Origin of the sequence: Dyadobacter sp. 676, from assembly GCF_040448675.1 — a bacterium.
Classification (GTDB): domain Bacteria; phylum Bacteroidota; class Bacteroidia; order Cytophagales; family Spirosomataceae; genus Dyadobacter.
On sequence record NZ_CP159289.1, the window covers coordinates 2747248 to 2771775 of the forward strand.

The 24528-nt window shown below is 50.5% G+C and carries 20 protein-coding genes and 2 pseudogenes; 9 read left to right on the plus strand and 13 right to left on the minus strand.

All coding sequences use genetic code 11. The features are described from left to right. Positions 1 to 21: 21 nt before the first annotated feature. Positions 22 to 654, minus strand: coding sequence for a DUF3784 domain-containing protein (locus tag ABV298_RS12250; RefSeq protein ID WP_353722382.1), 633 nt, complete (start codon positions 652 to 654; stop codon positions 22 to 24). A 38-nt stretch (positions 655 to 692) separates the two neighbouring features. Here ABV298_RS12250 and ABV298_RS12255 point away from each other — a divergent pair, with 38 nt between their 5' ends. Beyond that, positions 693 to 1001, plus strand: a complete 309-nt coding sequence (locus ABV298_RS12255) for a Uma2 family endonuclease (protein WP_353722383.1) — start codon at positions 693 to 695, stop codon at positions 999 to 1001. Positions 1002 to 1011: 10 nt separating this feature from the next. Next, complete coding sequence (locus tag ABV298_RS12260) at positions 1012 to 1338, plus strand: Uma2 family endonuclease (protein ID WP_353722384.1); 327 nt, start codon at positions 1012 to 1014, stop codon at positions 1336 to 1338. Here ABV298_RS12260 and ABV298_RS12265 read toward each other — a convergent pair whose 3' ends face one another. From ABV298_RS12265 to ABV298_RS12285, 5 genes are all read right to left on the minus strand, one after another. Continuing rightward, the gene (locus ABV298_RS12265) at positions 1339 to 2004 is read right to left on the minus strand and encodes a bifunctional 4-hydroxy-2-oxoglutarate aldolase/2-dehydro-3-deoxy-phosphogluconate aldolase (protein WP_353722385.1); all 666 of its coding nucleotides are present in this window, start codon (positions 2002 to 2004) and stop codon (positions 1339 to 1341) included. Between the two features lie 12 nt (positions 2005 to 2016). Then, entirely contained in the window at positions 2017 to 3012 is a 996-nt protein-coding gene (locus ABV298_RS12270) for a sugar kinase (RefSeq protein WP_353722386.1), read from the minus strand. A 148-nt stretch (positions 3013 to 3160) separates the two neighbouring features. Beyond that, positions 3161 to 4588, minus strand: coding sequence for a glucuronate isomerase (gene uxaC, locus ABV298_RS12275; protein WP_353722387.1), 1428 nt, complete (start codon positions 4586 to 4588; stop codon positions 3161 to 3163). 18 nt (positions 4589 to 4606) lie between these two features. Beyond that, positions 4607 to 5794, minus strand: coding sequence for a mannonate dehydratase (gene uxuA / locus ABV298_RS12280; protein ID WP_353722388.1), 1188 nt, complete (start codon positions 5792 to 5794; stop codon positions 4607 to 4609). Between the two features lie 125 nt (positions 5795 to 5919). Continuing rightward, a complete protein-coding gene (locus tag ABV298_RS12285; RefSeq protein WP_353722389.1) occupies positions 5920 to 6531 on the minus strand; it encodes an RNA polymerase sigma-70 factor in 612 nt (203 codons plus the stop codon). Positions 6532 to 6810: 279 nt separating this feature from the next. Between ABV298_RS12285 and ABV298_RS12290 the strand changes: the two genes are divergently transcribed. Then, positions 6811 to 7830, plus strand: coding sequence for a LacI family DNA-binding transcriptional regulator (locus tag ABV298_RS12290; RefSeq protein ID WP_353722390.1), 1020 nt, complete (start codon positions 6811 to 6813; stop codon positions 7828 to 7830). 3 nt (positions 7831 to 7833) lie between these two features. On the opposite strand, the gene ABV298_RS12295 is transcribed toward ABV298_RS12290, so the two are convergent. Then, a complete protein-coding gene (locus tag ABV298_RS12295) occupies positions 7834 to 9114 on the minus strand; it encodes a DUF349 domain-containing protein (protein ID WP_353722391.1) in 1281 nt (426 codons plus the stop codon). Positions 9115 to 9186: 72 nt separating this feature from the next. On the opposite strand from ABV298_RS12295, the pseudogene ettA reads away from it, so the two are divergent. The 5 genes and pseudogenes from ettA (at position 9187) to ABV298_RS12320 (ending at position 17173) form a co-directional block, all read left to right on the plus strand. Beyond that, positions 9187 to 10855 (plus strand): annotated as a pseudogene (gene ettA / locus ABV298_RS12300) (energy-dependent translational throttle protein EttA). 361 nt (positions 10856 to 11216) lie between these two features. Then, positions 11217 to 13484 (plus strand): T9SS type A sorting domain-containing protein, encoded by a 2268-nt coding sequence (locus tag ABV298_RS12305; RefSeq protein WP_353722392.1) that lies wholly within the window; start codon positions 11217 to 11219, stop codon positions 13482 to 13484. A gap of 71 nt (positions 13485 to 13555) precedes the next feature. After that, positions 13556 to 14938, plus strand: coding sequence for a Mur ligase family protein (locus tag ABV298_RS12310; RefSeq protein ID WP_353722393.1), 1383 nt, complete (start codon positions 13556 to 13558; stop codon positions 14936 to 14938). 37 nt (positions 14939 to 14975) lie between these two features. Continuing rightward, entirely contained in the window at positions 14976 to 15572 is a 597-nt protein-coding gene (locus tag ABV298_RS12315; protein ID WP_353722394.1) for a TIGR00730 family Rossman fold protein, read from the plus strand. A 17-nt stretch (positions 15573 to 15589) separates the two neighbouring features. Further along, the gene (locus tag ABV298_RS12320; protein ID WP_353722395.1) at positions 15590 to 17173 is read left to right on the plus strand and encodes an OmpA family protein; all 1584 of its coding nucleotides are present in this window, start codon (positions 15590 to 15592) and stop codon (positions 17171 to 17173) included. Here ABV298_RS12320 and ABV298_RS12325 read toward each other — a convergent pair. From ABV298_RS12325 to ABV298_RS12350, 6 genes are all read right to left on the minus strand, one after another. Then, positions 17154 to 17951: an acyltransferase family protein gene (locus ABV298_RS12325; RefSeq protein ID WP_353722396.1), complete on the minus strand. Its 798-nt coding sequence runs from the start codon at positions 17949 to 17951 to the stop codon at positions 17154 to 17156. The genes ABV298_RS12320 and ABV298_RS12325 overlap by 20 nt on opposite strands. Beyond that, positions 17944 to 18354, minus strand: a complete 411-nt coding sequence (locus tag ABV298_RS12330; protein ID WP_353722397.1) for an acyltransferase family protein — start codon at positions 18352 to 18354, stop codon at positions 17944 to 17946. The genes ABV298_RS12325 and ABV298_RS12330 overlap by 8 nt, the downstream gene beginning before the upstream one ends. 88 nt (positions 18355 to 18442) lie before the next feature. Continuing rightward, a complete protein-coding gene (locus ABV298_RS12335; protein ID WP_353722398.1) occupies positions 18443 to 19465 on the minus strand; it encodes a helix-turn-helix domain-containing protein in 1023 nt (340 codons plus the stop codon). Positions 19466 to 19695: 230 nt separating this feature from the next. Beyond that, positions 19696 to 20307 (minus strand): heme-copper oxidase subunit III, encoded by a 612-nt coding sequence (locus ABV298_RS12340; RefSeq protein ID WP_353722399.1) that lies wholly within the window; start codon positions 20305 to 20307, stop codon positions 19696 to 19698. A gap of 88 nt (positions 20308 to 20395) precedes the next feature. After that, positions 20396 to 21205 (minus strand): 4-(cytidine 5'-diphospho)-2-C-methyl-D-erythritol kinase, encoded by an 810-nt coding sequence (ispE, locus tag ABV298_RS12345; RefSeq protein WP_353722400.1) that lies wholly within the window; start codon positions 21203 to 21205, stop codon positions 20396 to 20398. 26 nt (positions 21206 to 21231) lie between these two features. Further along, the gene (locus ABV298_RS12350; protein WP_353722401.1) at positions 21232 to 22695 is read right to left on the minus strand and encodes a M20/M25/M40 family metallo-hydrolase; all 1464 of its coding nucleotides are present in this window, start codon (positions 22693 to 22695) and stop codon (positions 21232 to 21234) included. A 308-nt stretch (positions 22696 to 23003) separates the two neighbouring features. Between ABV298_RS12350 and ABV298_RS12355 the strand changes: the two are divergent. After that, a pseudogene (locus ABV298_RS12355) lies at positions 23004 to 24492 on the plus strand (FGGY family carbohydrate kinase). Positions 24493 to 24528 lie beyond the last annotated feature (36 nt).

Sequence of the window (24528 nt, forward strand, 5' to 3'; positions counted from 1 at the left end):
TAGATCTCATCCTCGACTGTTTTAATAAACAGGTAAGGATGGGATTTTTTTATTGATATATAATTTGACAATGCGACCGTCGTCGGTCTTGAACGCCCCCTTGGAAAATTCGCCCCCTGCAAATCCGCTTGCCCTGCTTGAAATATCGGGCAGGCTGTCGGTTACGGCAAAATAGGTCACATCGTCCCGCGCTATTTTCATACCATAAATCCCCTTGATTTCAAGCTCGTTGGGAGCCAGGAAAATCTGGCTGTTTTTCATACTTGCAAAAAACATGGAACCGATAGCCACGCCTGCCACCACCAGTATTGCCATCACTACATAAGTCGCCGAACGTTGCCCGCTGGTGCCGCGGTAGAACTTGCTTCCCCTCGCGACCATATACACATAAGCCAGCAGCGGATACAGGACCATAAATGCCGTAGCCCAATTGCTATTGAAGCGGTTAATAATCCAGAAACCAATAAATAGCGAAATACCCAGAAAGATGTGGAAGCGGGTGAAAAACCGCAGATATGACGCGATGTCGATCTTAGCCCGGTCCGATTCCGACATCATATTATACCCCGAAAGCAAATATTTCGCGTTGCCGGGCGTCACCAGGAAACCCAATAGAACGAATGTGACCGAAAGAACGATTGCGGCTGTAAGCATAACTTGTCACGGCTAATTGCCTTATAAGTTATAAAATTATGTGGCAGAAAGTCAATTGGCTTTCACGGAGCCAACTGTTTATATTTGAAAAAAAGCACATCATGATTCTTCCATTGAACATACCTGCTCATCCATATTTTACCGACGAGGAGTTGGTCGCATTCTGCATAGCCAATCCCGACTTGAATATGGAGCGTGATGAAAATGGTCAACTACACATCACTATGACATCCGCCTTTCTCGTTGGCAGTTCTAACAACAGCGAATTAATCGGCGAACTAATTATTTGGAACCGCAAGAAAAAAGGAGGAAGGGTAATTGAATCAAATGGGGGGTTTCTTTCTTAATGACAAATCAATGCGGGTACCGGATGTAGCCTGGATCCACATTGAACGTTGGAATGCGCTGAGCCATGATGAAAAGGAATCATTTCCGCACATGGCACCGGACTTTGTGATTGAATTAAAATCGAAGACCGATAACCTTGCCTACTTGCAACGAAAAATGACCAAATGGATTAAAAACGGCGTGAGGCTTGCCTGGCTCGTGTGTCCGGACAGCCAGACGACCTACATTTACGAACCGGGCAAGCCTCAGCTTGCGAAGCATTTTGACGAAACGCTGTCAGGCGGCGAAGTACTGATCGGTTTCTCCACCCGCCTGAGCGATATTCTGGAATATTGATCAGCTATTCGCGCGGAACTCCTTCACGAGCGCGATGCTTTCCGCGACTTTCTGCTCGATCCACGGATAATTCCCTTCTGCTACGACATCTTTCGGGAACAGGTTTGAGCCCAAACCGACTGCATAAGCGCCTGCTCCGAACCATTCGTTGATGCTTTCCTTTGTCGGTTGTACGCCGCCGGTTACCATGATTTTCACCGTCGGCATAGGCCCACGAATGGCGCGTACGAATGCGGAACCAACCACTTCGCCGGGGAACAGTTTCACCACCTCCGCACCGGCCTGCTGCGCATTGTAGATTTCAGTCAATGTAGAGACGCCCGGAATCCAGGGAATACCCGCTTTTACGCAGGCTTCTCCTACTGCCGGATTCAGGCAAGGCGTTACGATGAAATCCGTACCGGCATCGATGTACTTTTGTGCGGTTCCGGCATCGTAAATAGTGCCTATCCCCAGCGACAGGCCCGGCAGGCTTTCCTTTACATGCACCAGCAGCTCGGTAAATACATTATATGCATTATCACCACGATTGGTGAATTCGAATGCGCGGGCACCTCCCCGGTAAGCGGCATTGATCACCTCTTTGGCTACTTCGATATCCGCATGATAGAACAGCGGCAGTACGCCGACCTCGTTCAAAAGTATGAGTGTTGTTTCTTTATCCATGATAATGGCTGCTTAGCGTTTAATTCTTCCCGAGGTTTCGCCCTGGCGGATGGCCTCCACTTCATCGATCGTCGAAATCAATGCGTCGCCTTCGATGGTGTGTTTCAATGCGGAAGCCGCCACACCAAATTCCAGCGCCTTTTGCTCGTCGTTGAAGGTAATCAGGCCGTGGATAAGGCCGGCAATGAATGCATCGCCGCCGCCCACACGGTCAATGATCGGATTGATTTCGATGTCTTCGGTTTCCAACAGCTCCCTTCCATTCCACAAAAATGCCCGCAGCAGGTTATGCGAAGCGCTGATGGACGTTCTTTTGGTATCCACCACCGTTTTCACCTGCGGAAAGGCCTTCTGTAAGTTGACGCAGGACTCAACAAAATCGTTTCCGTCGATGCCGAAAATTTCCTTGATATTAATGCTGTTAGCGATCACAACATCCGTTCCGGCGGTCAGTTCGGGAAGGATATCAGACGGTTTTTTACCATATTTCCACAAATTGGCGCGGTAGAAAATATCGCCTGAAACAGTCAGGCCGTATTTACGCGCGGCTTTAATGCCGTCCAGCAAGGCGTCGGCCGCTTCCTGCGAGAGTGCCGGGGTAATGCCCGCCCAGTGAAACCACTTCGCGCCTTTCAGGATATTGTCCCAATCCAGTTCCTTCGGATCGATCGTCGCGAGGGACGAATTGGCTCGGTCGTAAACGATCTGACTGCCACGCATGGCGGCGCCGGTTTCGAGGAAATAAACGGCCATTCTTGGGCCGCCATAAATGATATGCGAGGTATCCACACCATGAAAATGCAGGTATTGAGCCGCCGCACGTCCGATAGGCGAATCGGGGAAGCGGGTAACGTGCGCCGTGCTGTGTCCCCAATACGCCAAAGCGGTCGAAACATTCGCCTCACCACCGGCATAAGTAACATTCATTTGACGGGCTTGTTCAAAACGGGAAAAACCAGGGGTGGAAAGCCGCATAAGGACTTCCCCGAAGGATACAATCTGAGCCATATTTTAAACTAATGCCCGTTTGCCAAAGAATGAGCTGGGCCATTGGAAAAATGATTACGGGCCAAAATTAAGTATTAACATTAAAATAGCCCACAACAAAAATGTCTGGGCTATCCAATTATCAGCGTATTTTAAATTCGGGTTTTACTCAAAAGCCGAAATATTTATTGGCATTATTGTAACAAATATCTTCCACCATCTTACCCAGCCACTGGATATCGTTCGGCAACTCACCGTTCTCGACGTCCTGACCGATCAGGTTACACAAAATGCGGCGGAAATATTCGTGACGCGGATACGAAAGGAAGCTGCGCGAATCGGTGAGCATTCCCACGAAACGGCTTAGCAAGCCCATATTCGACAATGCATTCATCTGCCGTTCCATGCCATCCTTCTGATCGAGGAACCACCAGCCGGAGCCGAACTGCATTTTACCGGCGACGGTACCGTCGTTGTAGTTGCCCGTCATGGTTGCCAGCACTTCGTTATCGGCCGGATTGAGGTTATACAAAATCGTTTTCGCCAGTTGATTGGTCGAATCCAGCTTGTTCAAAAACTTCGAAAGCGCCTGTGCCTGGCTGTAATCGCCGATAGAATCCCAGCCGGTATCGGGGCCGAGCTCGCGGAGCATACGCTCGTTGTTGTTACGCAACGCGCCCAGGTGGAACTGTTGTGTCCAGCCTTTGGCATGGTCCATTTTAGCCATCTCATACAACAGCACCGATTTGAACGCCAACGCCTGGCTTGCCGAAGGCTTTTCGCCTCTCAATGCGACGGCAAACGCTTCACGCGCCGCAACTTCATCGAATTCGGCGTAAATATGCTCCAAACCATGATCCGACAGACGCCCGCCCATCGACGCGAAGAAATCGTGGCGGTTCTGCAATGCGGCCAGCAATGCGTCGTAAGAAGTAATCTCGCCCGTGCCGGCTGATTGTGCCAGTTTGGACAAATATTGCCTGAACTCGTCCGGCGAATCGATCAGCAACATGGCTTTATCCGGCCGGAATGTCGGCAGCACGCGGATATCGAAACCACTTTCGCTGATCGCGCTGTGGTAATTCAGAGCGTCCGTCGGATCGTCCGTCGTGCAGATCACCTTTACATTCATTCGGTTCAGCAGGCTTTTCACCGAGTAATCGGGCTGGCGCAGCCTGGCCGAGCATTCTTCGTAAATCTCTCTTGCCGTATCTTTATTTAAAAGAATATCGATGTCGAAATACCGGAGCAATTCGAGGTGCGTCCAGTGGTAGAGCGGGTTACGCATCGTGTACGGTACCGTCGCGGCCCATTGCTCGAATTTCTCCCAGTCGCTGGCGTCGCCGGTGCAATACCGCTCGTTGATACCATTCGCGCGCATGGCCCGCCATTTGTAATGATCACCATAGAGCCAGATTTGCGTCAGGTTCTCGAACTGCTTGTCTTCGGCGATCTGATCGGGCGGGAGATGGCAATGGTAGTCGATGATCGGCATTTCCTTCGCATAATCATGATAAAGGATACGCGCGGTTTCCGAACGGAGGAGGAAATCTTCGGAAATGAAGGTTTTTTGTACAGCGGGGCTAATCGTTTCCATTTTCTTTTCGTGTTACAATCACAAACTTCTTTCAATCCCGTATTCGAGCCCGCGCAGTTCCGCAAGCCCACGCAGGCGCCCGATGGCCGTGTAACCGGGGTTGGTTCGCTTCGTCGCCGACAAATCGTCCAGCATACGGTGGCCATGGTCAGGACGGAAAGGCATTCTCAAATCGGTTCTACCTTCACTTTCCCGCCTTTTCTGTTCCAATACCAATGCTTTCATCACGCCGTACATATCCACATCGCCATCCAGGTGGTCCGCTTCGTAAAAGCTGCCGTCGTGTTCACGTTTTGTGGCGCGCAAATGGATGAAATGGATCCTGCCGCCAAGCCTGCCGACCATCCCTGCGAGGTCGTTATCCGGCCTGACGCCATACGATCCGGTGCAAAAACAGAGGCCATTGGCTTGCTTGTCGTAAGCTTTCAGCAGCATTTCCGCATCGTTTTCCGTACTTACCACGCGCGGCAAACCAAGAATCGGATACGGGGGATCGTCGGGGTGAATGGCGAGCCTGATCCCCGCTTCTTCGGCTACCGGCCCGATGGCCTGGATGAACTGGTACAAATGGGTGCGCAGCTCCAGATCACCGATATGTTCGTAAGTTTTTAAAACCTTTCTAAACTCTTCAATGGTAAAACTCTCCTCCGAACCTGGCAAGCCGGCTATGATGTTGCGGACGAGTTTTTGTTTCTCCTGCTCCGAAGCCGTTTCTAGCCAAGTTTTCGCGGCGCGCTTTTGCTCGTCGGTATATAGCTCCGCTGCCTCCGGCCTTTCCAGCAGATAAAGATCAAATGCGGCGAACTGTGTTGCATCGAAACGCAAACCGGTGGAACCATCCCTCATTGGCGCGTCGAGGTCGGTGCGCGTCCAGTCGAGGACCGGCATAAAGTTGTAGCAAACGGTATCAATACCGCATTGCCCGAGGTTGCGCAGCGATTGCTGGTAATTCAATATATGTTTTTCAAAGTCGCCCGAACGGGTTTTGATCGACTCGTGCACAGGCACGCTTTCTACTACCGACCAGGTAAGCCCGGCGTCTTCGATCAGCTTTTTACGTGCCTGAATTTCCGACACCTCCCAAACTTCGCCATTGGGAATATGATGTAATGCGGTTACGATTCCGGTTGCCCCGGCCTGACGGATATCCTGCAATGAAACAGGATCACCAGGCCCGAACCAACGCCAGGTTTGTTCTAATGCCATTTGTTGTGTTAAGCCTTAGGCTGTAAGCTGTAGGCCCTGGGCTTGTATTATATTAATTTGATTCTCAATTATTCAAAACAACGTATTAAAGCGTATAGCCTACTGCTTATATAGCTTACAGCTTGCTAGGCAACTAACCGATGCTCCGGCACTCTTTCGCGTAGTACTTTCAATGCGCGGCTCATTTGGGTTTCTACGGTTTTGACCGAAATATCGAGACGCTCGGCGATGTCGCGGTAGCGCAGGCCTTCCTCGCGGCTGAGGCGGAAAATGAGCTGGCACTGGCGCGGCAATGCCTGGATGCAATCCTCGATATGCTCGTAAAATTCGTTGTACGACAACTCCTCTGCCGGCGAAAAATGGTCGGCATGGTTCATATTCCACTGTACCGATTCCAGCGAATCGCGCTCGTTCTGACGATGGATGCGCAGTTTCAGGTAATCCAGCGCCTGGTTGCGCACAGCCCTGTAAATGTAAGCCTGAAACGAAGTATGCACTTCGATCTGCTCGCGATTTTTCCAAAGTTTCACAAATACATCGGATACCACTTCCTCCGCAATCTCCCGCGTTACCACCACGCGCATGGCATAATTACACAGCGACCGGTAATGACGGGTAAATAACTCGCGGAATGCATTATAATCACCGTTAGTCACCACTCTGCCAAACAGGGTTTCCAGTATACTTTTCTGGGAACAGGCCGATGGTAATGTACTGGTAAATGAGTTTGTCTCCATGTAAACTGAGCTAGGTTAATTATAGAAAATTTCCTGGAATTGTAGTGGTATTTAGCCCTTTGTCTTCGTCGATGATTTACCTAGTTTACATACTGGCTCGTTGATACACAAAAATAAATCTTGAAAAAAAGCAATAAATTTACGCAACCGTTCCCGGAACCGTTCCCGTTCCCGCAATTTTTCCCGGAACTTTGTGCGTTATTCGGCAGTTTGCGCAACAACCGAACGCTGGTGTATTCCGGGATTTTTTAGCAAGATTGTACTATTTCAATACGACCCATGAAAAAGGTTTCTATCACCATCAAAGAGATTGCACGGCAACTCGGCATTTCCAAATCCACGGTGTCCCGGGCGCTGCGCGACAGCAGTGAAATCAGCGAGGAAACCAAACAAAAGGTGATAGACCTTGCCGAGCAGCTTAACTATTATCCCAATCCCATTGCGATAAGCCTGCTGAAAAACCGCACGCAGACCATCGGGGTGATCGTACCGGACATCGCCAACCGTTTTTACTCGTCGGCCATCGGCGGCGTGGAAGACATTGCTTACAGCCGCGGCTATCACACGATGATTTACCAGAGCCACGAGTTGCTCGAACGCGAGCGCTCGGCGACCAGGCACATTGCGTCGCGACGGGTCGACGGCCTTGTGGTGGCCATTTCAAGCCAATCGGAGAATATCGATCATTTTGCGTCCTTGCAGGAACAAGGCATTCCCGTGGTGTTTTTCGACCGTGTGAGCGATGCCATGAACTCGCATAAAGTGCGGGTGGATGATTACAAAGGCGCTTTCGACGCTACGGAGCATCTCATCAAGCGGGGCTGCCGGCGCATTGCGCATATCGCCGGCCCGAAACCCGTATCCATCACGCGTTTCCGTTTGGAGGGTTATAAAGATGCGCTCAGGAAATACGGCATCGATTTTCAGGAGGAATGGGTGCTCCACAGCGAGATCACCCAGGCGGGCGGCACCGAACGCACCTACCAGCTCATGGCCCTGCGCGAACGCCCGGATGCGATTTTCGGCGCCAGCGACCGCATTACCATGGGTATTCACTGGGCGCTACGGCAACTCGGGTACAAAATGCCTGACGACGTAGCGGTGGTGGGTTTTTGCGACATCGCCATGTCGTCACTGCTCGACCCGCCGGTGAGCTCGGTCACACAGCCGTCTTTCGAAATGGGCCAGCAGGCGACTTCGCTTTTACTCGATCTCATTGAAAGCAAAAATACCCCGGCCGAATTCGAGACCAGGGTATTGCAATCCAATCTGGTGATCAACAAGTCGTCTATGCGGTAGCCGTTAGCCTGTAATAGCTTTCAGTTTCCTTTCAAATTCGGAGAGGATGCGCTCTTTCATCTGGACCTTGCGTTTCTGGATATTGATACGGCCCGCGGCCTGTTTGTCCAGTTCGGGATCGCCGGTGGCTGTACGGTCAAATTCCAGCTGTGCGAATTCCAGGTCGCTCTTCTCGCGTTTGGTAAGCCATTCGAGTTCGCGGTATTTGGTGCGAAGCTGTTCTTCGGGGCTCTTCAAGTCGAAAGCCGGGTATTTGCGGCTGATCACACGCGCCAGATAGCTCAATTCGAAGATCTTGTCGCACACCATCCGGAAACGCTCCGCAAGCTCCTTGTCGGCCAGTTTGAAAGGAATTTTGATCTCCTTCCATTTGCTGAGCAGCACTTTCGCTTCCTGCGACGCTTCGATAATATCCTGCTGTTTCAAAAGTGCTTCGGCCTGCGCGAGCAGCTTTTGCTGTTCCAGCACGCGAGGGTCTACGCGCACCTTCGGCTCGATGCCTTTGGCAGCATTATATTTGTCGTAAAATAGTTTCAGGAAGTGACGATATGCTTTGTTGACTTTGAAAAAGCGTTTCGGCGGCACCTCTCCCACATTATTCCACGCATTGCGGATTTCCCTCGCTTTTTGATAAGCTTCGTCGAGATCTTTGGCGTAGCTGAGCGTTTTGGTGATTTTGATCAGACGCTCATATTCCTCGATTCGTTTCTGATTAAGCTTGTTCTGTTCGTCGAAATAATCGCGACGGCGCTGGAAGAAATCGTCCAGAATTTTCTGAAAAGTGGTTTCAATTTCTTCCTGATATTCTTTGTCGACCGGCCCGGTGCGTATCCATTTGGCTTTAATTTCCTGTATCTGGTCCGTAGCTGTGGTGTAATCGGTAACAGCGGCGGCAACTTTCACATCCTCGATCAACGCCCGTTTGATTTCAAGGTTTTTCAGCTGGTTAACCTCGATAAGGCCTTTGAGATATTCTTCTTTTTCTTCCAGCCTTTTCAGTAAGGGCACAAAATCGCCCAATGCATCAAAACCTTTCAACTTGCGTTGCAGCTGAATCAGTTTGGTAAGATAAGAGCCCTTATTAAGCGCTTCATCAATTTCGCGTTCCAGCTGTTCTACTTTGTTCAGGACAATGTTAAAGCGATTTTTAAAATAGTCAATCGCTTCCTGCTCAGTCCTTTTTACTTCTCCAATTTGCCGGTCGGGGAAATCCAGATACCCCTTTAAAAATACTTTGCTGTCCTTAACGTAGCCGTATTCATCATTCAATGTGGCATTTTCCATTCTTTCAATTTTTTTTATCTGCTAAGTGTAGGGATATATAACGATATTTGTTACGCACAAATTAAACAAAAAATGAGTAACGAAACCATTATTTTCTCAATGGCGGGGGTTAACAAAATCATTCCCCCCTAACAGACATATTATTAAAAACATTTATCTGTCCTTTTTCTACGGTGCCAAAATCGGCGTTCTCGGTCTGAACGGCTCGGGGAAATCGACCCTCCTTCGTGTCATCGCCGGCATCGACAAGGACATTCAGGGTGAGGTGGTTTTCTCGCCGGGCTATTCCGTAGGAATGCTGGAACAGGAACCGAAACTGGACCCGACCAAAACAGTCCGCGAGGTTGTAGAAGAAGGTGTACAAGAAATCGTAAACCTATTGAAAGAATTCGACGAAATCAATGAGGCATTCGGTGCGGAGGACGCGGATTTCGACAAATTGCTTGAAAGACAAGGCGAAGTGCAGGAAAAACTCGACGCATCGGATGCGTGGAATCTGGACAACCGGCTCGAAATTGCGATGGACGCCCTCCGTTGCCCGCCGTCGGACGCATTGATCTCGACGCTCTCGGGTGGCGAAAAGCGCCGCGTGGCTTTGTGCCGCCTGCTGCTACGCCAGCCCGACGTACTCCTGCTCGACGAGCCGACCAACCATCTCGACGCCGAGTCGGTCCTGTGGCTCGAAGAACATTTGAGACAATATAAAGGAACGGTGATCGCGGTAACCCACGATCGTTACTTCCTCGACAACGTGGCCGGCTGGATCCTCGAACTCGACCGCGGCGAGGGTATCCCGTGGAAGGGCAACTATTCGTCGTGGCTGGAACAAAAGCAGGAACGCCTGAAGAAAGAAGAAAAAACCGAATCGAAACGCCAGAAAACATTGCAGCGCGAGCTGGAATGGGTGCGCCTCGCGCCGAAAGCGCGCCAGGCGAAATCCAAAGCGAGGTTGGGGGCTTATGAAAAACTGCTCAGCGAGGAAGCACGCGAGAAGGAGGAAAAACTGGAAATTTTTATCCCGTCGGGACCGCGGCTTGGCAACAAGGTTATCGAAGCGCATAATGTGTCGATGGGATTCGGCGACCGGCTGCTTTATGAAAACCTCAGCTTTGCACTGCCTCCGAACGGGATCGTCGGCATTATCGGACCGAACGGTGCGGGTAAGACCACTTTGTTCAAGCTGATAACGGGCCAGCTGAAACCGCTGACCGGCCATTTCGAAGTGGGCGACACCGTTCAGCTGGCTTACGTCGACCAGGAGCACGATAACCTCGACCCGAACAAAACCGTGTACCAGAGCATTTCCGACGGCAGCGACTGGATTATGCTCGGGGGCAAGCAGGTGAATGCACGCGCATATGTGGGAAGGTTCAACTTCGGCGGCGGCGATCAGGAGAAGAAAGTAGGAACGCTGTCGGGTGGAGAGCGCAACCGCGTACATCTCGCCATGACGCTGAAAGAGGGTGGCAACCTCCTCCTGCTCGATGAGCCGACCAACGATCTGGACGTAAACACCCTCCGTGCATTGGAAGAAGGTCTGGAGAATTTCGCTGGTTGCGCCGTAATCATTTCCCACGACCGCTGGTTCCTCGACCGCGTCGCTACGCACATTCTGGCATTCGAAGGCGACTCTCAGGTATACTGGTTCGAAGGCAACTTTTCAGAATACGAGGAAAACCGCCGGAAAAGGCTCGGCACAGACGCAACTCCCACGCGGATCAAATACAAGAAGCTGGCTTAGCATCCCGCAAAACCTGGAATAATGCAGCGCTCATCTACATGGATGGGCGCTTTTTTTGTGACCACTTGTAGAATTTATTTCGTGTTTCCCTTGAAATGTAGTTTTAATATTCTACCTTTCTATCCATTTAATACCATCCTTTATCAAGCTGACATTACAAAATCCATTAAACTATGGCCTATCTGGCTTAGAATTAACTTCCTCTTCTACTTACATCCTGATGCTCGTCGGGAACCCCGCGGAAAGCTGCATAGCCCCCGGCAGCTACCCGACACTCCATGAAATTCTATATGCATTATAGAAGCACATGCTGCTATCATACAGAATGCGAAACCTGTAACCGCCCATTGATCAAATACTTATGTACCTAAAACGTCTGTCGTCATCATTCCATTACTCACGTTTATTCACCATCGCATTTTTCCTTTCATTGCTCCTGTGCCGCCCCGAACCCCTTTTTGCGCAGCGCGAGCTGATCCTCAACACTACCGGCTACGGATTCGACAGGACGGCGCCGAACGGCATCAATACCGAACAATGGCAATACATTCAGAAATTTGCCAATCTCAAATACGACGGAAAGGACGCCAGCCCAACGGCTATCAGGTTGCACATACAGTGGGAACATTATGAACCTGCATTGGGAAACTACCAGCGGGGAAAGATTGTGCAGGCAGTCAAAGCGATTCTAGACCTCAATCCAAACATGAAAATAGCGCTGCATTTCTCCTATCTGCGGCCCGGCTACTGGAACGACAGTTTCCTCTCCTCCGTGGACGTCGCCCAAATCTCGACAGGCTCGCTCATGCGCGATGCGATTGCCCATACCTATCCCTCGGTTTACTCCGAGTATGCCACAGGGCGCTTCCTGGCGTTCGTGGATGATGCGCTGGCGCAGATACAGGATTATGCCCCACGGATTTTGTATGTGGCAATGGGCAACAACGGGTCGGAGGAGTTTTATATGCCAAATAAAACCGTCAATTCGGTCAACTACGCCGGAATGTTCGAGCCTAAGGCATTGCAGGCCTGGCGCACCAAATTCCTGCCGGCGCGGTTTCCGGGCCAGACCAACGCAACCTGGGGCCGCAATTCCTACCCGATCGCCGCCGCCCCGCAGCCAACCGACGGAAATTACAATTCCGAAATGGGCCGCGACCTGCACCGCTTCGCCGGATGGGGTTTGCTGAAACTTTTCAAAGGTTTTTATGAAACCGTCAAAAACCGTAATTCCTCGATCAAGGTACTCCATTTCATCTCCGATTTCGGGTCGGTGCAAGGCAATAACTGGCATTTGCACAGCAGCACGCTGCTGCTTGCGCTCGAACTGGCGGACGGCATTTACCACACCGACGGTACCAATCAATGGGATCTCTGGAAAAAAATCATGGGAATCGATGTGATCAAGGGTACTTATCCCAATAAAATAGCCGGTGTGGAGTTCGATCCGATAGACCTTGCGCAGCCCGACGGCGGCTCGGGGATCAATGGCGGCATTTCCTACGAATGGTTCCCGCGCGCCTACAAGCATGGTGCCGAGTATGTTCATATCGCGATGCATTACAACGACATCGAAATCCAGCAGCTCGCGCCTACGCTCGCATTATGCCGCGAACAGTATATAACGCCTTCATACCAGCCCCCGGCCCGTGAGGAACCGGTTACCGTCAATATTTTTCCGAATGTTTTCACCGGCAATTTTCTTTTTGACATGTGGAACCAGATCGGCGGCCAAAATTTCGGGCAAACCGATCTCCGGCCGAAATCCATCCGGATGACCGACAATGGTTACTGGGAGAACATCTGGGACAACGCCAGTTATTTGCCATGCACATTCTCTCTCAACGTCAGCACATCGCAGGCGAAGCCGGTCACGGGCGCTTCGGTAACACTGAGCGTCAACTGCTCGGGCCCCGAATGTAACACAGCCGATTACATATGGTCCGGCGAAGGCGTCAACAGCAGAACAGGCAGCTCCGTCACCTTCAGCGCCCCGGGTATCCCCGGCGATTATAATTACACCGTCAAATCGGCACGCAGCGGATGCAGTGCCAAAACGTCGTCGCGGATTTTACCTGTAACACGCGCATTGCCTGTCAAACTGATCAGTTTCACGGCGGCAAAAGAAGGTCGACAGGCACGCTTGTCGTGGTCGACCTCCGAAGAAGTGAATAGCGAGCGGTTCGAGGTCGAACGTAGCACGGACGGCCGCAAGTGGGGGAAAATCGGGACGGTCGATGCGGTAGGCGATGTTTTGGATACTGTCACAAAATATACCTTCAACGACGACAGCCCGGAGGAGGGCGAGAATCTTTACCGGCTCAAAATGATCGACCGGGACGGCACATTCGCGTACAGCCGCATTGTGAATGTTAGCTTTAAACCCGACACATTTGCAAGCACTTACCCTAATCCGGCAACCGACCAAATCAGCATTTCGACGCACGACTGGGAAAATGTAAAAACCGTGCGGATTGTCAATCAGGCCGGCCAGGTCGTTTACAATTCGGAAAAACCCCGGCAGGAAATCGATATCCGGCAGCTTGCGGCCGGCTCATATGTCATCGGGATCGTGCGCGGCAACGGCACGCACGAAAATTTGAAATTCGTGAAAGAAGCGGGTAAATAGGGTACGCCCCGACTTGCCCAAAGGCCAATTCTTGCTAACTTTCGAACGGAATCAGTTTTTTAGAATTGTCAATGAGTCAACCTTCATCTTTGCATAAAATACATTTCATTTCGATTGGTGGCAGCGTTATGCACAATCTGGCCATCGAATTACATTTAAAAGGATTCATTGTTACGGGATCGGACGACGAGATTTACGAGCCTTCATCGAGCCGCCTCGCACAATACGACCTGCTTCCTCCCGTCACGGGGTGGTTTCCCGAAAAGATCTCGGCCGATCTGGACGCTGTGATACTTGGAATGCATGCCCGGCAGGACAATCCGGAACTTGCGAGAGCGAAAGAGCTGGGTATCAAGGTATATTCGTACCCGGAATACATTTTTGAGCAAAGCCAGAACAAGCAGCGCGTGGTAATAGCGGGAAGCCATGGAAAAACGACGATTACCTCCATGGTACTCCATGTTTTGAAATACAATAAAAGGAACTTCAATTACCTTGTCGGGGCGCAGATTGAGGGTTTCGACAATATGGTGAAGCTTTCGGAAAATGCACCGGTGATCGTGATCGAAGGCGACGAGTATTTCACCTCACCCATCGACCCGACCCCCAAGTTTATCCATTACCAGCCGCACATCGCGCTGATCAGCGGCATTGCCTGGGATCATTTCAACGTCTTCCCGACCTGGGAATCGTACGTGAAGCAATTTGAACTGCTGGCCGATTCGCTTCCCAAGGCGGGCGCCATCATTTTTGACGAAACGGACGATATGCTCGACGTCATCGGCCAGAAAGGGCGTCCCGACGTTGCCAGCATACCGTACAATGTTCATCCCCACCGCATTGAAGACAACAAAACGATACTGATCACCGCCGAGCAGGGCGAGGTGCCGGTAATGGTCTTCGGAAGCCACAATATGAAGAACATCAGCGGTGCCAGGGAAGTCTGCGAACGGCTGGGAATTACGGATGAGCAGTTCTACGAGGCAATCCGGACATTCAAAGGTGCTTCCAAACGGCTGGAATTATTGGGAAGCAACGACTCCGTGAATGTATACCGCGATTTTGCCCATGCACCTTCCAAAGTGGAGGCAACCACGAGTGCCTTAAAGGAACAGTACCCGGAAAGAACCCTGGTGGCGTGCGCGGAATTACATACATTCAGCAGCCTTAACAAAGGCTTTCTATCGCAATACCGACGCAAATTGAATGCCGCGGATGTGGCAATCGTGTATTACAATCCGCATACGCTGGAACAGAAAAGACTCGAAAGCCTTTCCGAAGAGGATATCAGGACCGCATTCAAACGCGACGACCTGAAAATTTTCACCGACTCGGCAGAGCTGGCGGCATTCCTGAAATCGCTGACCTGGAAAGACGCCAATTTGCTGATGATGAGCTCCGGTACCTTCGGCGATCTGGACCTGAAAAAACTGGCCGGGGATGTATTGACGTAATAATACCCGTATTATCCTGCCTTAAAATAAATATCCGATGCAATCCATTGTTGTATACTGCGGTTCAAATCCGGGAAAGAAGCCGTTATATGCCGAAGCCGCCTACGAACTGGGGGCCGCATTGGCGAAACGTAACATCAAACTAATTTACGGCGGAGGAAATATGGGGCTGATGGGCCGCGTGGCCGACGGTGCGATGGATAATGCCGGATTCGTGACCGGTATTATCCCCAACTTCCTCGCCAAGCTGGAAGTGGCACACAAGACACTGTCGGAACTGCATTTCGTCGAGACAATGCACGAACGAAAGGCTAAAATGGTTTCGATGTCCGACGGCGTGATCGCGCTCCCTGGTGGATACGGCACATTCGACGAGCTTTTCGAAATCCTGACGTGGTCGCAGCTCCGAATATTCCACGGCCCGGTGGGACTTTTGAATGTCAACGGGTTTTATGATCTGCTGCTTAAACAACTCGACAAAATGGTCGAGGAAGGCTTTCTGAGGCCTGAAAACCGCGAATTGCTGGTGGTTGCAGAGGATCCTGCGACGCTCCTTGGGAAAATGGAAGCCTTCCGTTCGGAAAACGGGGAAAATAAGCCGTTGGACAGGTCGTTGTATGTAGATAAAAACTAGCCATCCCTACCAGAACAATGCGCGCACTTTGCCTGTTAGCCGTTACCGTCGCTACGACCGTTTGTACCTATGCACAACTCGAAAACCTCGGGAAATCGATCAATTCTGAATACAACGAAATCAGCCCGATCATTTCTCCCGACGGTAAAACGATCTATTTCTCAAGAGTAAGCCATCCGCAAAATACGCACGGGGCCAAAGGCAGCCAGGATATCTGGTTTTCGGAGCTGAAAAACGACAAATGGACCCCCGCAAGAAGGTTGCCCGCTCCATTGAACAAAGAGGATTACAATAGCCTTTACAGCATAACGCCGGACGGCAACACCCTGCTGATCAAAGGTGCGTACAAAAACGGCGTTTACGAAACCCGCGGTTTTTCTACCAGCAAAAAAACCGCCAGAGGCTGGTCCGCACCAAACAAACTGGATATTCCGGGCTATACCAAACTCAGCAAAGGGCAATTCGACTGCGGTTACCTTTCCAATGACGGCAAGGTACTGGTAATGTCTTTCAGCGAAAAGAAGAACAGCAAAATCGACGACCTGTACGTCAGTTTCAAACAAAAAGACGGCACCTGGACTAAACCGTTAAACCTCGGGCCGGAAATCAATACCGAAGATTTTACCGAAACAACCCCTTTCCTGGCTCCGGACGGCGTGACCCTCTATTTTTCGAGCGACCGTAAAGGCGGACAGGGCAGCAACGACATTTATTACAGCAAGCGGATCGATAAGTCGTGGAAAAGATGGAGCCGGCCTGTGAACCTGGGCCCGGCGATCAATACCGACGGTTACGACGCTTACTACACCATTTCCGCATTAGGTGATTTCGCGTACATGGTTTCTTTCAAAGACACCGAAGGCAAAGGCGATATTGTCCGTTACAATCTGCAACCTAAATCTTCACCGGCCGATTCTTCGACAGAGGCTCCGGTAGCCGTGGTGCCGCCTTCCGACCCGGTGGTAATGATCAGTGGAAAGGTAATCGACTCCAAAACCGGAAAGCCTGTTGAAGCGACCATTGTTTACGAAGATCTGGCTACCGGCGAAGAGGTAGGAACGGCCACGACCAATCCCACCACTGGAGAATACAAACTCGTGCTCCCGTACGGACAGAAATACAGCATGCGCGCCGTAGCACCGAATTTCATCGCCGAAGGGGAGAATATCGACCTCACAGACTCTACAGGTTCCGGTAAAGAGAAGAGCTTTAAGGAAATCGCCAATAAATCGCTTAAACTAATCCCGATCGAGGAAGGGCAGATTGTCCGTCTCAACAACATTTTCTTCGCGACCGGAAAAGCGACGCTTCGCGATGAATCCTTCCCCGAACTGAACCGCATTGCCATTTCGATGGAAGAGAACAAAACGCTTTCCATCGAACTCGGCGGGCACACCGATAATACCGGTAGTGCGGAATTCAACATGACCCTGTCGCAGGCCCGGGCGGATACCGTCCGCGAATACCTCATCGGCAAAGGCATCGAACCCGATCGCATTGCCAGCAAAGGCTACGGCGAAACGAGGCCGGTAGCCAAAAACGATACACCCGAGGGCCAGCAACAGAACCGTCGTGTGGAATTCAAGATACTGAAGAAGTAGACACCGCCTGGCCGCCGACCTTACGGCGTTCCAGTGCCTTCATTCCAAACAGCACCCGTAACATATTGCTGCGCCTGATGAGCAGGTGATACAGGCCGAGGCATATCCCGAAAGTCGCGATGCTGAGATAGATGAATTTGACAAACCAATGCACCGATGCATTGATCAGCGGGAAAGCCAGACATACGATTACCGTCTGGTGCAGTATATAAAACGGATATACAGCCTCATTGGCATATTTCAGGAACGGGTTGGTGAATTGAAGATACGTGTAGGCATATCCGAAAATAGACAGCAGGATACACCATGCATTGGTGGTTTTGATCACGTCATAAATCAGCCACTGCATCGCATTCATGTCGCGATCGACCGTCCAGTAAAATGCATAGAGTGCGATCGTCAATGTGACCCAGATACCGAGCGCCAGCCGGCGGTATTTCCGAAGTGTTTCCCAGAAACGCGTTTGCGTACATAGCACAAAACCGGTCACAAAAAGCGTAAAATCGTGGAAGTGTTCGTTCCAGTCTTTCACAAGGTTGTGGGTGGTAGGGAAATCTTCGGCCAGCAAAACGCTCCCGCTCACGTGCCAGAGAACGGGCACAGCGACCAGCGCCCACGGATTGGCAAACAAAGCGGCCAACCGCCCGGTCAACCCGGTTCGCCGGCGAAGCCAGAGCAGCAGCGGAAGCCCCAGCACCGAGTAACAGAAGATATAAGCCAGGTACCACAAATGGTGCCAGCTGAAACTCCCGTCCGGATAGGGTACAAAATCAAACACCGTTTTGTAAAAACCCCCCGTAATCATAGGTCTGCCCCTGCGTCAACCGTTCGAAAAAGATTTGCGGCGGAACAATGACGAACATTCCGAAAGCAAGCGGCACGAAAATTCTCACGAACCGCTCTCCCAGAAAAGCCGCGGCACCCCGGTTGCCCAGTGCAAAATAGACGCCGGCGCCGGAGATCATGAACAGCAGCGACATCCTCCATTGGCTGCTGAACCGCATCGGCCATTCGACCGCGTGCGTGAGTACATTGTTTTTGACATGCCATTCCCAATAATTGAAAAACATTCCGACATGGTAGAAAATGAGGATGCCAAAGGCGATGACACGCAGCCAGTCGAGGTCATAGCGGCGGACATGGGTGGGGTTAATTGGGAATTGACCGGATTTTGATTCCATGGCAAATAGTTTTAGTGACGCCGAAATTTACCGCGTGGGAATAGGCCAGGACGACTGTTCCGATATTTTCGAAGTTCTTCCCGATAAGTCAGAACTTCTGACTGACATGTTTTTTGCGGTATTCCGACGGCGTTGCCCCGGTGATTTTACGAAAAGCCGTATTGAAGGCGGATTTCGAATTATAACCGACCATTTGCCCGATTTCCTCAATTTTTAGGTGCCCGTGCTCTTCACCTGCAAGCAGCCGCTGCGCCTCTCGAATACGATAAGCACCCAGAAAATCGAAGAAGCTTTGCTTTAACTCTTCATTCAGAATTTGCGACAAATGGTGCGTGGAAATACCCAATCGCTTTGAAAGCGTCGGTAGTGAAAAACCGGGATCGAGAAACGGTTTTTCCACAAGCATAATCGCTTCCAGTTTGCCCAGCGTTGTCGATTGGATTTCGGGGGTCAACGACGATTTTTCATACTTCCTGGCCGGTCGTTCGTTCGGTTCCTGGAAGAACAGCGATTTCCTTAACACCGTAAAACTAACAATGTAAATCACCAGGGAAATGAATGCGGCGATAATATGATCGCCCAGGTCGTGACGAAACGAAACCCTCACAACAAAGAAAACCAGTACCAGGAACACCAATTGCAGGATTATATCGCGGAACCACGACAGTGAGCTCTTTTCACCCGTAAAAAAAGAAATACGCTGTTCCCGGAAAACCTTCCTCAAAAGCACAAGACCTGCGATGTTATAGGCAACCATGCTGATAAAGGTGAGGTCGTTGATATGCCGTTTGGGATAGAACATCCAATCGCTGCCGTAGCGCATTGCGGGGATTCGTTCCATTTCCGGATGAAAAGAACCAAGGTTCGCATTGTATTTGAAAGCAAACTCCTGCGGATAAATCAGGAGGCACATATACACAAAGTAGATCATCGAAGGAATGAAATGCATCCACGCGCGCTTGTCCATCCGCTGCTTCACGCCCGTTTTCACATACAGGAACGCTGCCGGTGCCATGAGCAGGTTCAAGGGCTCGCTAAAATCGACGAGCCAGAGCACCTGGAACATGTAGTTGGTATACCCTAGCCACACATCGGCAATGATTACCGACATGCCCAAAAGGAGGATGCCGAGAAAAAGGTTTGGACGATTGGTACCTTTTGTGTGCGAAAAAAATACATACGCCAATATCAGTCCCTGTACACAGCCCAGTAGAATGAATAGCGAGAAAAGGTCTGTTCGGATTGGAGGCGGAGCAGGGATCATAGCATACATCTCTGATTTCAAATATACGAAATCGGCTATGTTATTTAGGGAAAATACCTCGTAACCCAGGCTGCTTATTAGTAAAGCACGATCAGGAAGATAAATACCACCAGCCAGAGCGCTCCGGTAAAATGCCAGTAGCGAGTGAAAAGTTTAATGCGAAGCCGGTTCGGCGGATTCACACTGTATACAAACGAGTCGACATAGCTTCTGTTCCTGATGGCCTTTCTGAACAGATAACTCAGGTAAAGCACTCCGCCGATCATGTGCAGGAGATGGAGGCCTGTGAGCAGATAGATGAACCCTTCGGAAGTGTTGACTCCGCTAAAAACGCCTGAATTAACCATTTCCATCCATCCTCCCGCTTGCAGAACGATAAATGTGAAACCGAGCAGCAACGTCGCCCCAAGAAATACCCGGTAATGCAGGAAGCGTTCGTTGGTAAATGCAAGATTGGCCTCGTGGAGGGTTATGCTACTGAATAGGATGACCAGCGTGCTCAACCAGAACATGTCGGGCAATGCAACCAGATGGGCCGTTTCCCTGTGCGCGCGCAGAAGAAAAATCACGAAGATCGACGTGAAGAGCACAGAGCTTCCCGCAACACCCAACCAAAGCATGAAGCCAAGCGGCTCACGGCGTTTGGTGAAAGGATTTTCAGTTTGCCTGGTTGTGTGCTTCGGACTCATCTCCCAATCATTGATTTTTGCAAAAAGCGCAATTCAAAGTGAATATAACGACTTATTTACACCTTACTACATATCCGGAAGGTTAAATTTATCTAAGAAAACCCTGCCACAGACGGAATTCGGGGAAATGCAGCTTCACGTTTTGCTCCTTTCTGAAAATGCCGAATAAAGTAGATCCGGAACCGCTCATAGCGGCATATTCCGCCCCGAGGTCATACAACTTTTCTTTTATTTCTTTCAATAGAGGATATTTTTTAAAAAGCGTTGCTTCAAAATCATTCGTAACACGGTCCTTCCATTCCTGGATCGGTTTCCTAAGTATATTACGTAAATCCTCGGTACTTCGTTTCGCGACGACGCCGGAATATGCTTCGACGGTAGAAATATGTATTCCCGGGTTTATCAGGGCAATCCATTTTCCGCTGATATCGATATCGATCACATCGAACTTGTCGCCCTTTTCAAAGCAGTACACTGGTCTGTTACGGATAAAAAACGCGCAATCACTGCCGATCCGGCGTGCGTAGTTTTCCTGTTCTTCAATAGAAATATCCAGGCTGAACAACTGGTTAAGCGCTTTGATCGTAAATGCCGCGTCCGCCGACCCTCCTCCCAGTCCCGCGCCGATGGGAACGGTTTTCAGCAAATGTATTTTGACCGGTGGCAGGTTATAATCGCCGGCAAGCATTTGGTACGCCTTCGTACAAAGATTATCCGCCGCGCTTCCGGGAATGACGATGCCGTCCGACTGGAATGAAAATGCTTCCGCCAAAGTAATCTCCAAAGCATCCGACCAGCCGACCGGATAGAAACAAGATTCGATGTTGTGAAATCCGTCGGGGCGTTTTTCTACAATATTCAGACCAATATTAATCTTGGCATTCGGGAATACTACCATTTTACTATCAATTGCTGCACAGCGGCTTACTGTTCCCAGCGCCATTCCTGGCCGATAATCAATTCTTCTTTCAGCCCCTGCGATATCAGATAATCGCGGGTTTGCTGGTCGGACAATTTCCTGACGGCGATATTCTCCGCATTAGATAATGCATACAAATACATCGAAGCGATCCGAACCGTATTTTCAAGTTGTTCTTTGTTTACAAGGCTGAAATCATCGCAATCAGCGTGGTAGCATTGCAGCACATTCGGATCGAGATGCCCTGACAGTCCGGCTATCGGCACACCTTCCAGCATGAAAGGTTGATGGTCGCTATGCAGGCCCGCGCGGTTTGCGGTCTCATTCTTATATTCATTGTCCACGGCGTGAATGGCCTGACCAACTGTCGCAAAAAATTCCATCATTTCGTCGCGGCCGAAAGTGTTCGCTCCTTTTGGATCGTTGGTCATGTCGAGGTTCATCATATAGGACACCTTATCGATCGCACCTGTCTTTTTTAGTTCGTTCACAAAATGCTTCGACCCTAACAGCCCTTGTTCTTCACCCATGAACAGTACGAACTGAATCGTTCGCTCCGGTTTTACCTTCAATGCCTTGAATGCCCTCGCGATGTCGATGACTGCAAATGAACCGATGCCGTTATCGATTGCCCCGGTAGCGAGATCCCACGAATCGAGATGGCCGCCGATAATCACCTTATCGTCCGATTTTCCTTTTAACGTCGCGATCACATTGCGTGCCCTGATCGGCTTCGAAATATTATGCATGTCGATGTGGGCCTCAAGAGGTCCTTCATCCTTTATCCATTTCCGGATTTCATGACCACTTTCGTTGGATATACAAACTGCCGGAATCGAAATAATGGCGCCTGTAACCGACGCGGTGCCCGTCAGCAAAATCTTCCCCGGCGCCCCGTTTACCATAATCATCCCTTTTGCACCGTACTTGATCGCCAATGCCGTTTTTTCAGACCGGTGCAAGTTTTTCTTCCCGCTGGCTCCTACCAGATTAATATTAGCCATGGCGATTTTTCCCTTCACCTTGTCTTTCAAAGCCAGGAAATCTTCTTCGAGTCCGTTACCGACATCCACAATTTCACCCTGCAAATTGGCCTCCACAGGCGAATGCGCCAGTGACACAACCGGGACGTCACGAAAGTTATCACTGCTACCGGGCGCTATCGAGAGTGTAACCGTATCCCTCATCCAGGCCTCCACCTCGAAAGGTTGGAACGCCACATCCGTAAAGCCATAGCTTTTCAGCAACTTAAAGGCGTATTCCTCCGCTTTTTCTCCATTGGCGCTGCCGGTCAGCCGGTGCCCTATGGTTTTAGTCGCGTCGCCGAGTGTTGTATAAGCCTTGCTGTTTGCCCTGATTTCACGATCCAGGCGTGAAAATGGTTTCTCCCACTTTTTGTCCGTGGGGCGAAATTCCGAGAACAGTAAAAACAATCCACCGACAAAAACGACTTGTACAACTTTCTTCATAATTCCCGATAAAGGATGTCCGCAACTTGAAATTTTACTCAAATATCGCACAGATATTTGACCTCTTGCAAGATAAACACAAAAGGAGACTCCAAAATCAGCCCTTTAGTTTCATCGTGTCCTTAATATACTGAATTTTCAGACCGATTTCACTACGTTTTCCCGTATCCGGGCACGCCGATTAAATTTAAGTGTGTACTTTACACTTATTGTGCTTCTTTTCTTAAACTTATTTGAACATTTTTGTATTTTTTAGCACTTATATTTAAACAACAAAGCATCTTAAATCAAAATAATCATATTTCGCAATGTATTTCCTAGGATTCGATTTAGGCAGTTCGTCCGTCAAAGCTTGTTTGATTCACGCAGATACCGGGGCGGTTGCCGCCTCCGCTTTCTATCCTGAGAGGGAAATGACCATTGCGGCCCCCAAGCCGGGCTTCGCCGAACAACAACCCCAGATGTGGTGGGAAAATGCATGTCTGGCGTCCCGGGCGGTCATCAAAAAAGCAAATGTCTCCCCCCGAAGAGGTGGGGGCGATCGGTATATCATATCAGATGCACGGGCTTGTCGTTGTCGACGAAAACCTGAACGTTCTTCGTCCGTCCATTATCTGGTGCGACAGCCGCGCGGTAGAAGTGGGCAACCAGGCGATGGAGGCTTTGGGGGAAGAATACGTTCTGCCCCATTTGCTTAATTCACCGGGTAATTTTACCGCCTCCAAGCTGGGTTGGGTGAAGCAGAACGAGCCCGACGTGTACGCGAAAGTCCACAAATTTATGCTTCCGGGAGATTACCTCGCGGCGCGTATGACCGGCGAAGTGGTTACTACACCTTCCGGACTATCGGAAGGTATCTTCTGGGATTTTGTAAACCAGCGTCCGGCCGACTTTCTGTTCGATCATTTCGGGTTCAGCCAACATATTCTACCGACGATACTTCCGACATTTGCGGAGCAAGGAAAAGTAACCGCCGCTGCCGCTGCCGAGCTGGGTTTGCATACCGGGATTCCGGTAACTTACCGCGCCGGCGACCAGCCCAATAATGCTTTTTCGCTCAATGTGCTCGAACCGGGCGAGGTAGCCGCCACAGCCGGTACTTCGGGCGTCGTGTATGGCGTAAGCGATCAGATCAAATTCGATCCGCAATCCAGGGTAAACACATTTCTCCACGTCAATCCTATCACCGCGGCTTCGCGTTATGGCGTGCTTCTGTGCGTAAATGGCACGGGAAGCCTCAACGGCTGGCTGCGTAATGCATTGTTCCGCGGGAATATTTCCTATCCCGAGATGAATGACCTGGCTGCACAGGCACCGGTCGGCTCCGACGGCTTATTCTGCCTACCGTTTGGAAACGGTGCGGAGCGTATGCTCGAGAACCAGGATCCCGGAAGCACCTTCAAAGGCCTTCAGTTCAGCCGGCACGATCTGAGCCACTTTACGCGCGCCTCGCAGGAAGGCATCGTATTTGCCTTATATTACGGTATGGAAATCATGGAGACCGTCGGTGTTTCCCTGAAAAATATCCGCGCCGGCGAAGCCAACATGTTCCTCAGCCCGGTATTCAGAGAGACTTTCGCCAATGTCTCGGGCGCTACGGTGGAGTTATACAACACCGACGGGGCGCAAGGCGCCGCACGCGCGGCCGGCTTTGGGCTAGGCTATTATAAAAGCCGCGAAGAAGCATTCACGGGCCTCACCGCTCTGCGCACCATCGAGCCCAATGCCACACTGGCGGACGCTACGCGCGAGGCATATGCCAACTGGAAATCGGCCCTTGAAAAAAGCCTTCGCTAGTACAAGCAGGCCTCATGTCAACTCCGGCATGAGGCC

What these genes read in the sequence shown, in the direction of transcription:
- uxaC (WP_353722387.1), bottom strand. Translation starts at nt 4,588, where the DNA reads ATGGAAACGATTAGCCCCGCTGTACAAAAAACCTTCATTTCCGAAGAT.
- ABV298_RS12260 (WP_353722384.1), top strand. Translation starts at nt 1,012, where the DNA reads ATGCGGGTACCGGATGTAGCCTGGATCCACATTGAACGTTGGAATGCG.
- ispE (WP_353722400.1), bottom strand. Translation starts at nt 21,205, where the DNA reads ATGGTAGTATTCCCGAATGCCAAGATTAATATTGGTCTGAATATTGTA.
- ABV298_RS12255 (WP_353722383.1), top strand. Translation starts at nt 693, where the DNA reads ATGTGGCAGAAAGTCAATTGGCTTTCACGGAGCCAACTGTTTATATTT.
- ABV298_RS12250 (WP_353722382.1), bottom strand. Translation starts at nt 654, where the DNA reads ATGCTTACAGCCGCAATCGTTCTTTCGGTCACATTCGTTCTATTGGGT.
- ABV298_RS12295 (WP_353722391.1), bottom strand. Translation starts at nt 9,114, where the DNA reads ATGGAAAATGCCACATTGAATGATGAATACGGCTACGTTAAGGACAGC.
- ABV298_RS12350 (WP_353722401.1), bottom strand. Translation starts at nt 22,695, where the DNA reads ATGAAGAAAGTTGTACAAGTCGTTTTTGTCGGTGGATTGTTTTTACTG.
- ABV298_RS12285 (WP_353722389.1), bottom strand. Translation starts at nt 6,531, where the DNA reads ATGGAGACAAACTCATTTACCAGTACATTACCATCGGCCTGTTCCCAG.
- ABV298_RS12310 (WP_353722393.1), top strand. Translation starts at nt 13,556, where the DNA reads ATGAGTCAACCTTCATCTTTGCATAAAATACATTTCATTTCGATTGGT.
- ABV298_RS12315 (WP_353722394.1), top strand. Translation starts at nt 14,976, where the DNA reads ATGCAATCCATTGTTGTATACTGCGGTTCAAATCCGGGAAAGAAGCCG.
- ABV298_RS12330 (WP_353722397.1), bottom strand. Translation starts at nt 18,354, where the DNA reads ATGGAATCAAAATCCGGTCAATTCCCAATTAACCCCACCCATGTCCGC.
- ABV298_RS12265 (WP_353722385.1), bottom strand. Translation starts at nt 2,004, where the DNA reads ATGGATAAAGAAACAACACTCATACTTTTGAACGAGGTCGGCGTACTG.
- ABV298_RS12335 (WP_353722398.1), bottom strand. Translation starts at nt 19,465, where the DNA reads ATGTCGGTAATCATTGCCGATGTGTGGCTAGGGTATACCAACTACATG.
- ABV298_RS12340 (WP_353722399.1), bottom strand. Translation starts at nt 20,307, where the DNA reads ATGAGTCCGAAGCACACAACCAGGCAAACTGAAAATCCTTTCACCAAA.
- ABV298_RS12270 (WP_353722386.1), bottom strand. Translation starts at nt 3,012, where the DNA reads ATGGCTCAGATTGTATCCTTCGGGGAAGTCCTTATGCGGCTTTCCACC.
- ABV298_RS12305 (WP_353722392.1), top strand. Translation starts at nt 11,217, where the DNA reads ATGTACCTAAAACGTCTGTCGTCATCATTCCATTACTCACGTTTATTC.
- ABV298_RS12320 (WP_353722395.1), top strand. Translation starts at nt 15,590, where the DNA reads ATGCGCGCACTTTGCCTGTTAGCCGTTACCGTCGCTACGACCGTTTGT.
- ABV298_RS12290 (WP_353722390.1), top strand. Translation starts at nt 6,811, where the DNA reads ATGAAAAAGGTTTCTATCACCATCAAAGAGATTGCACGGCAACTCGGC.
- uxuA (WP_353722388.1), bottom strand. Translation starts at nt 5,794, where the DNA reads ATGGCATTAGAACAAACCTGGCGTTGGTTCGGGCCTGGTGATCCTGTT.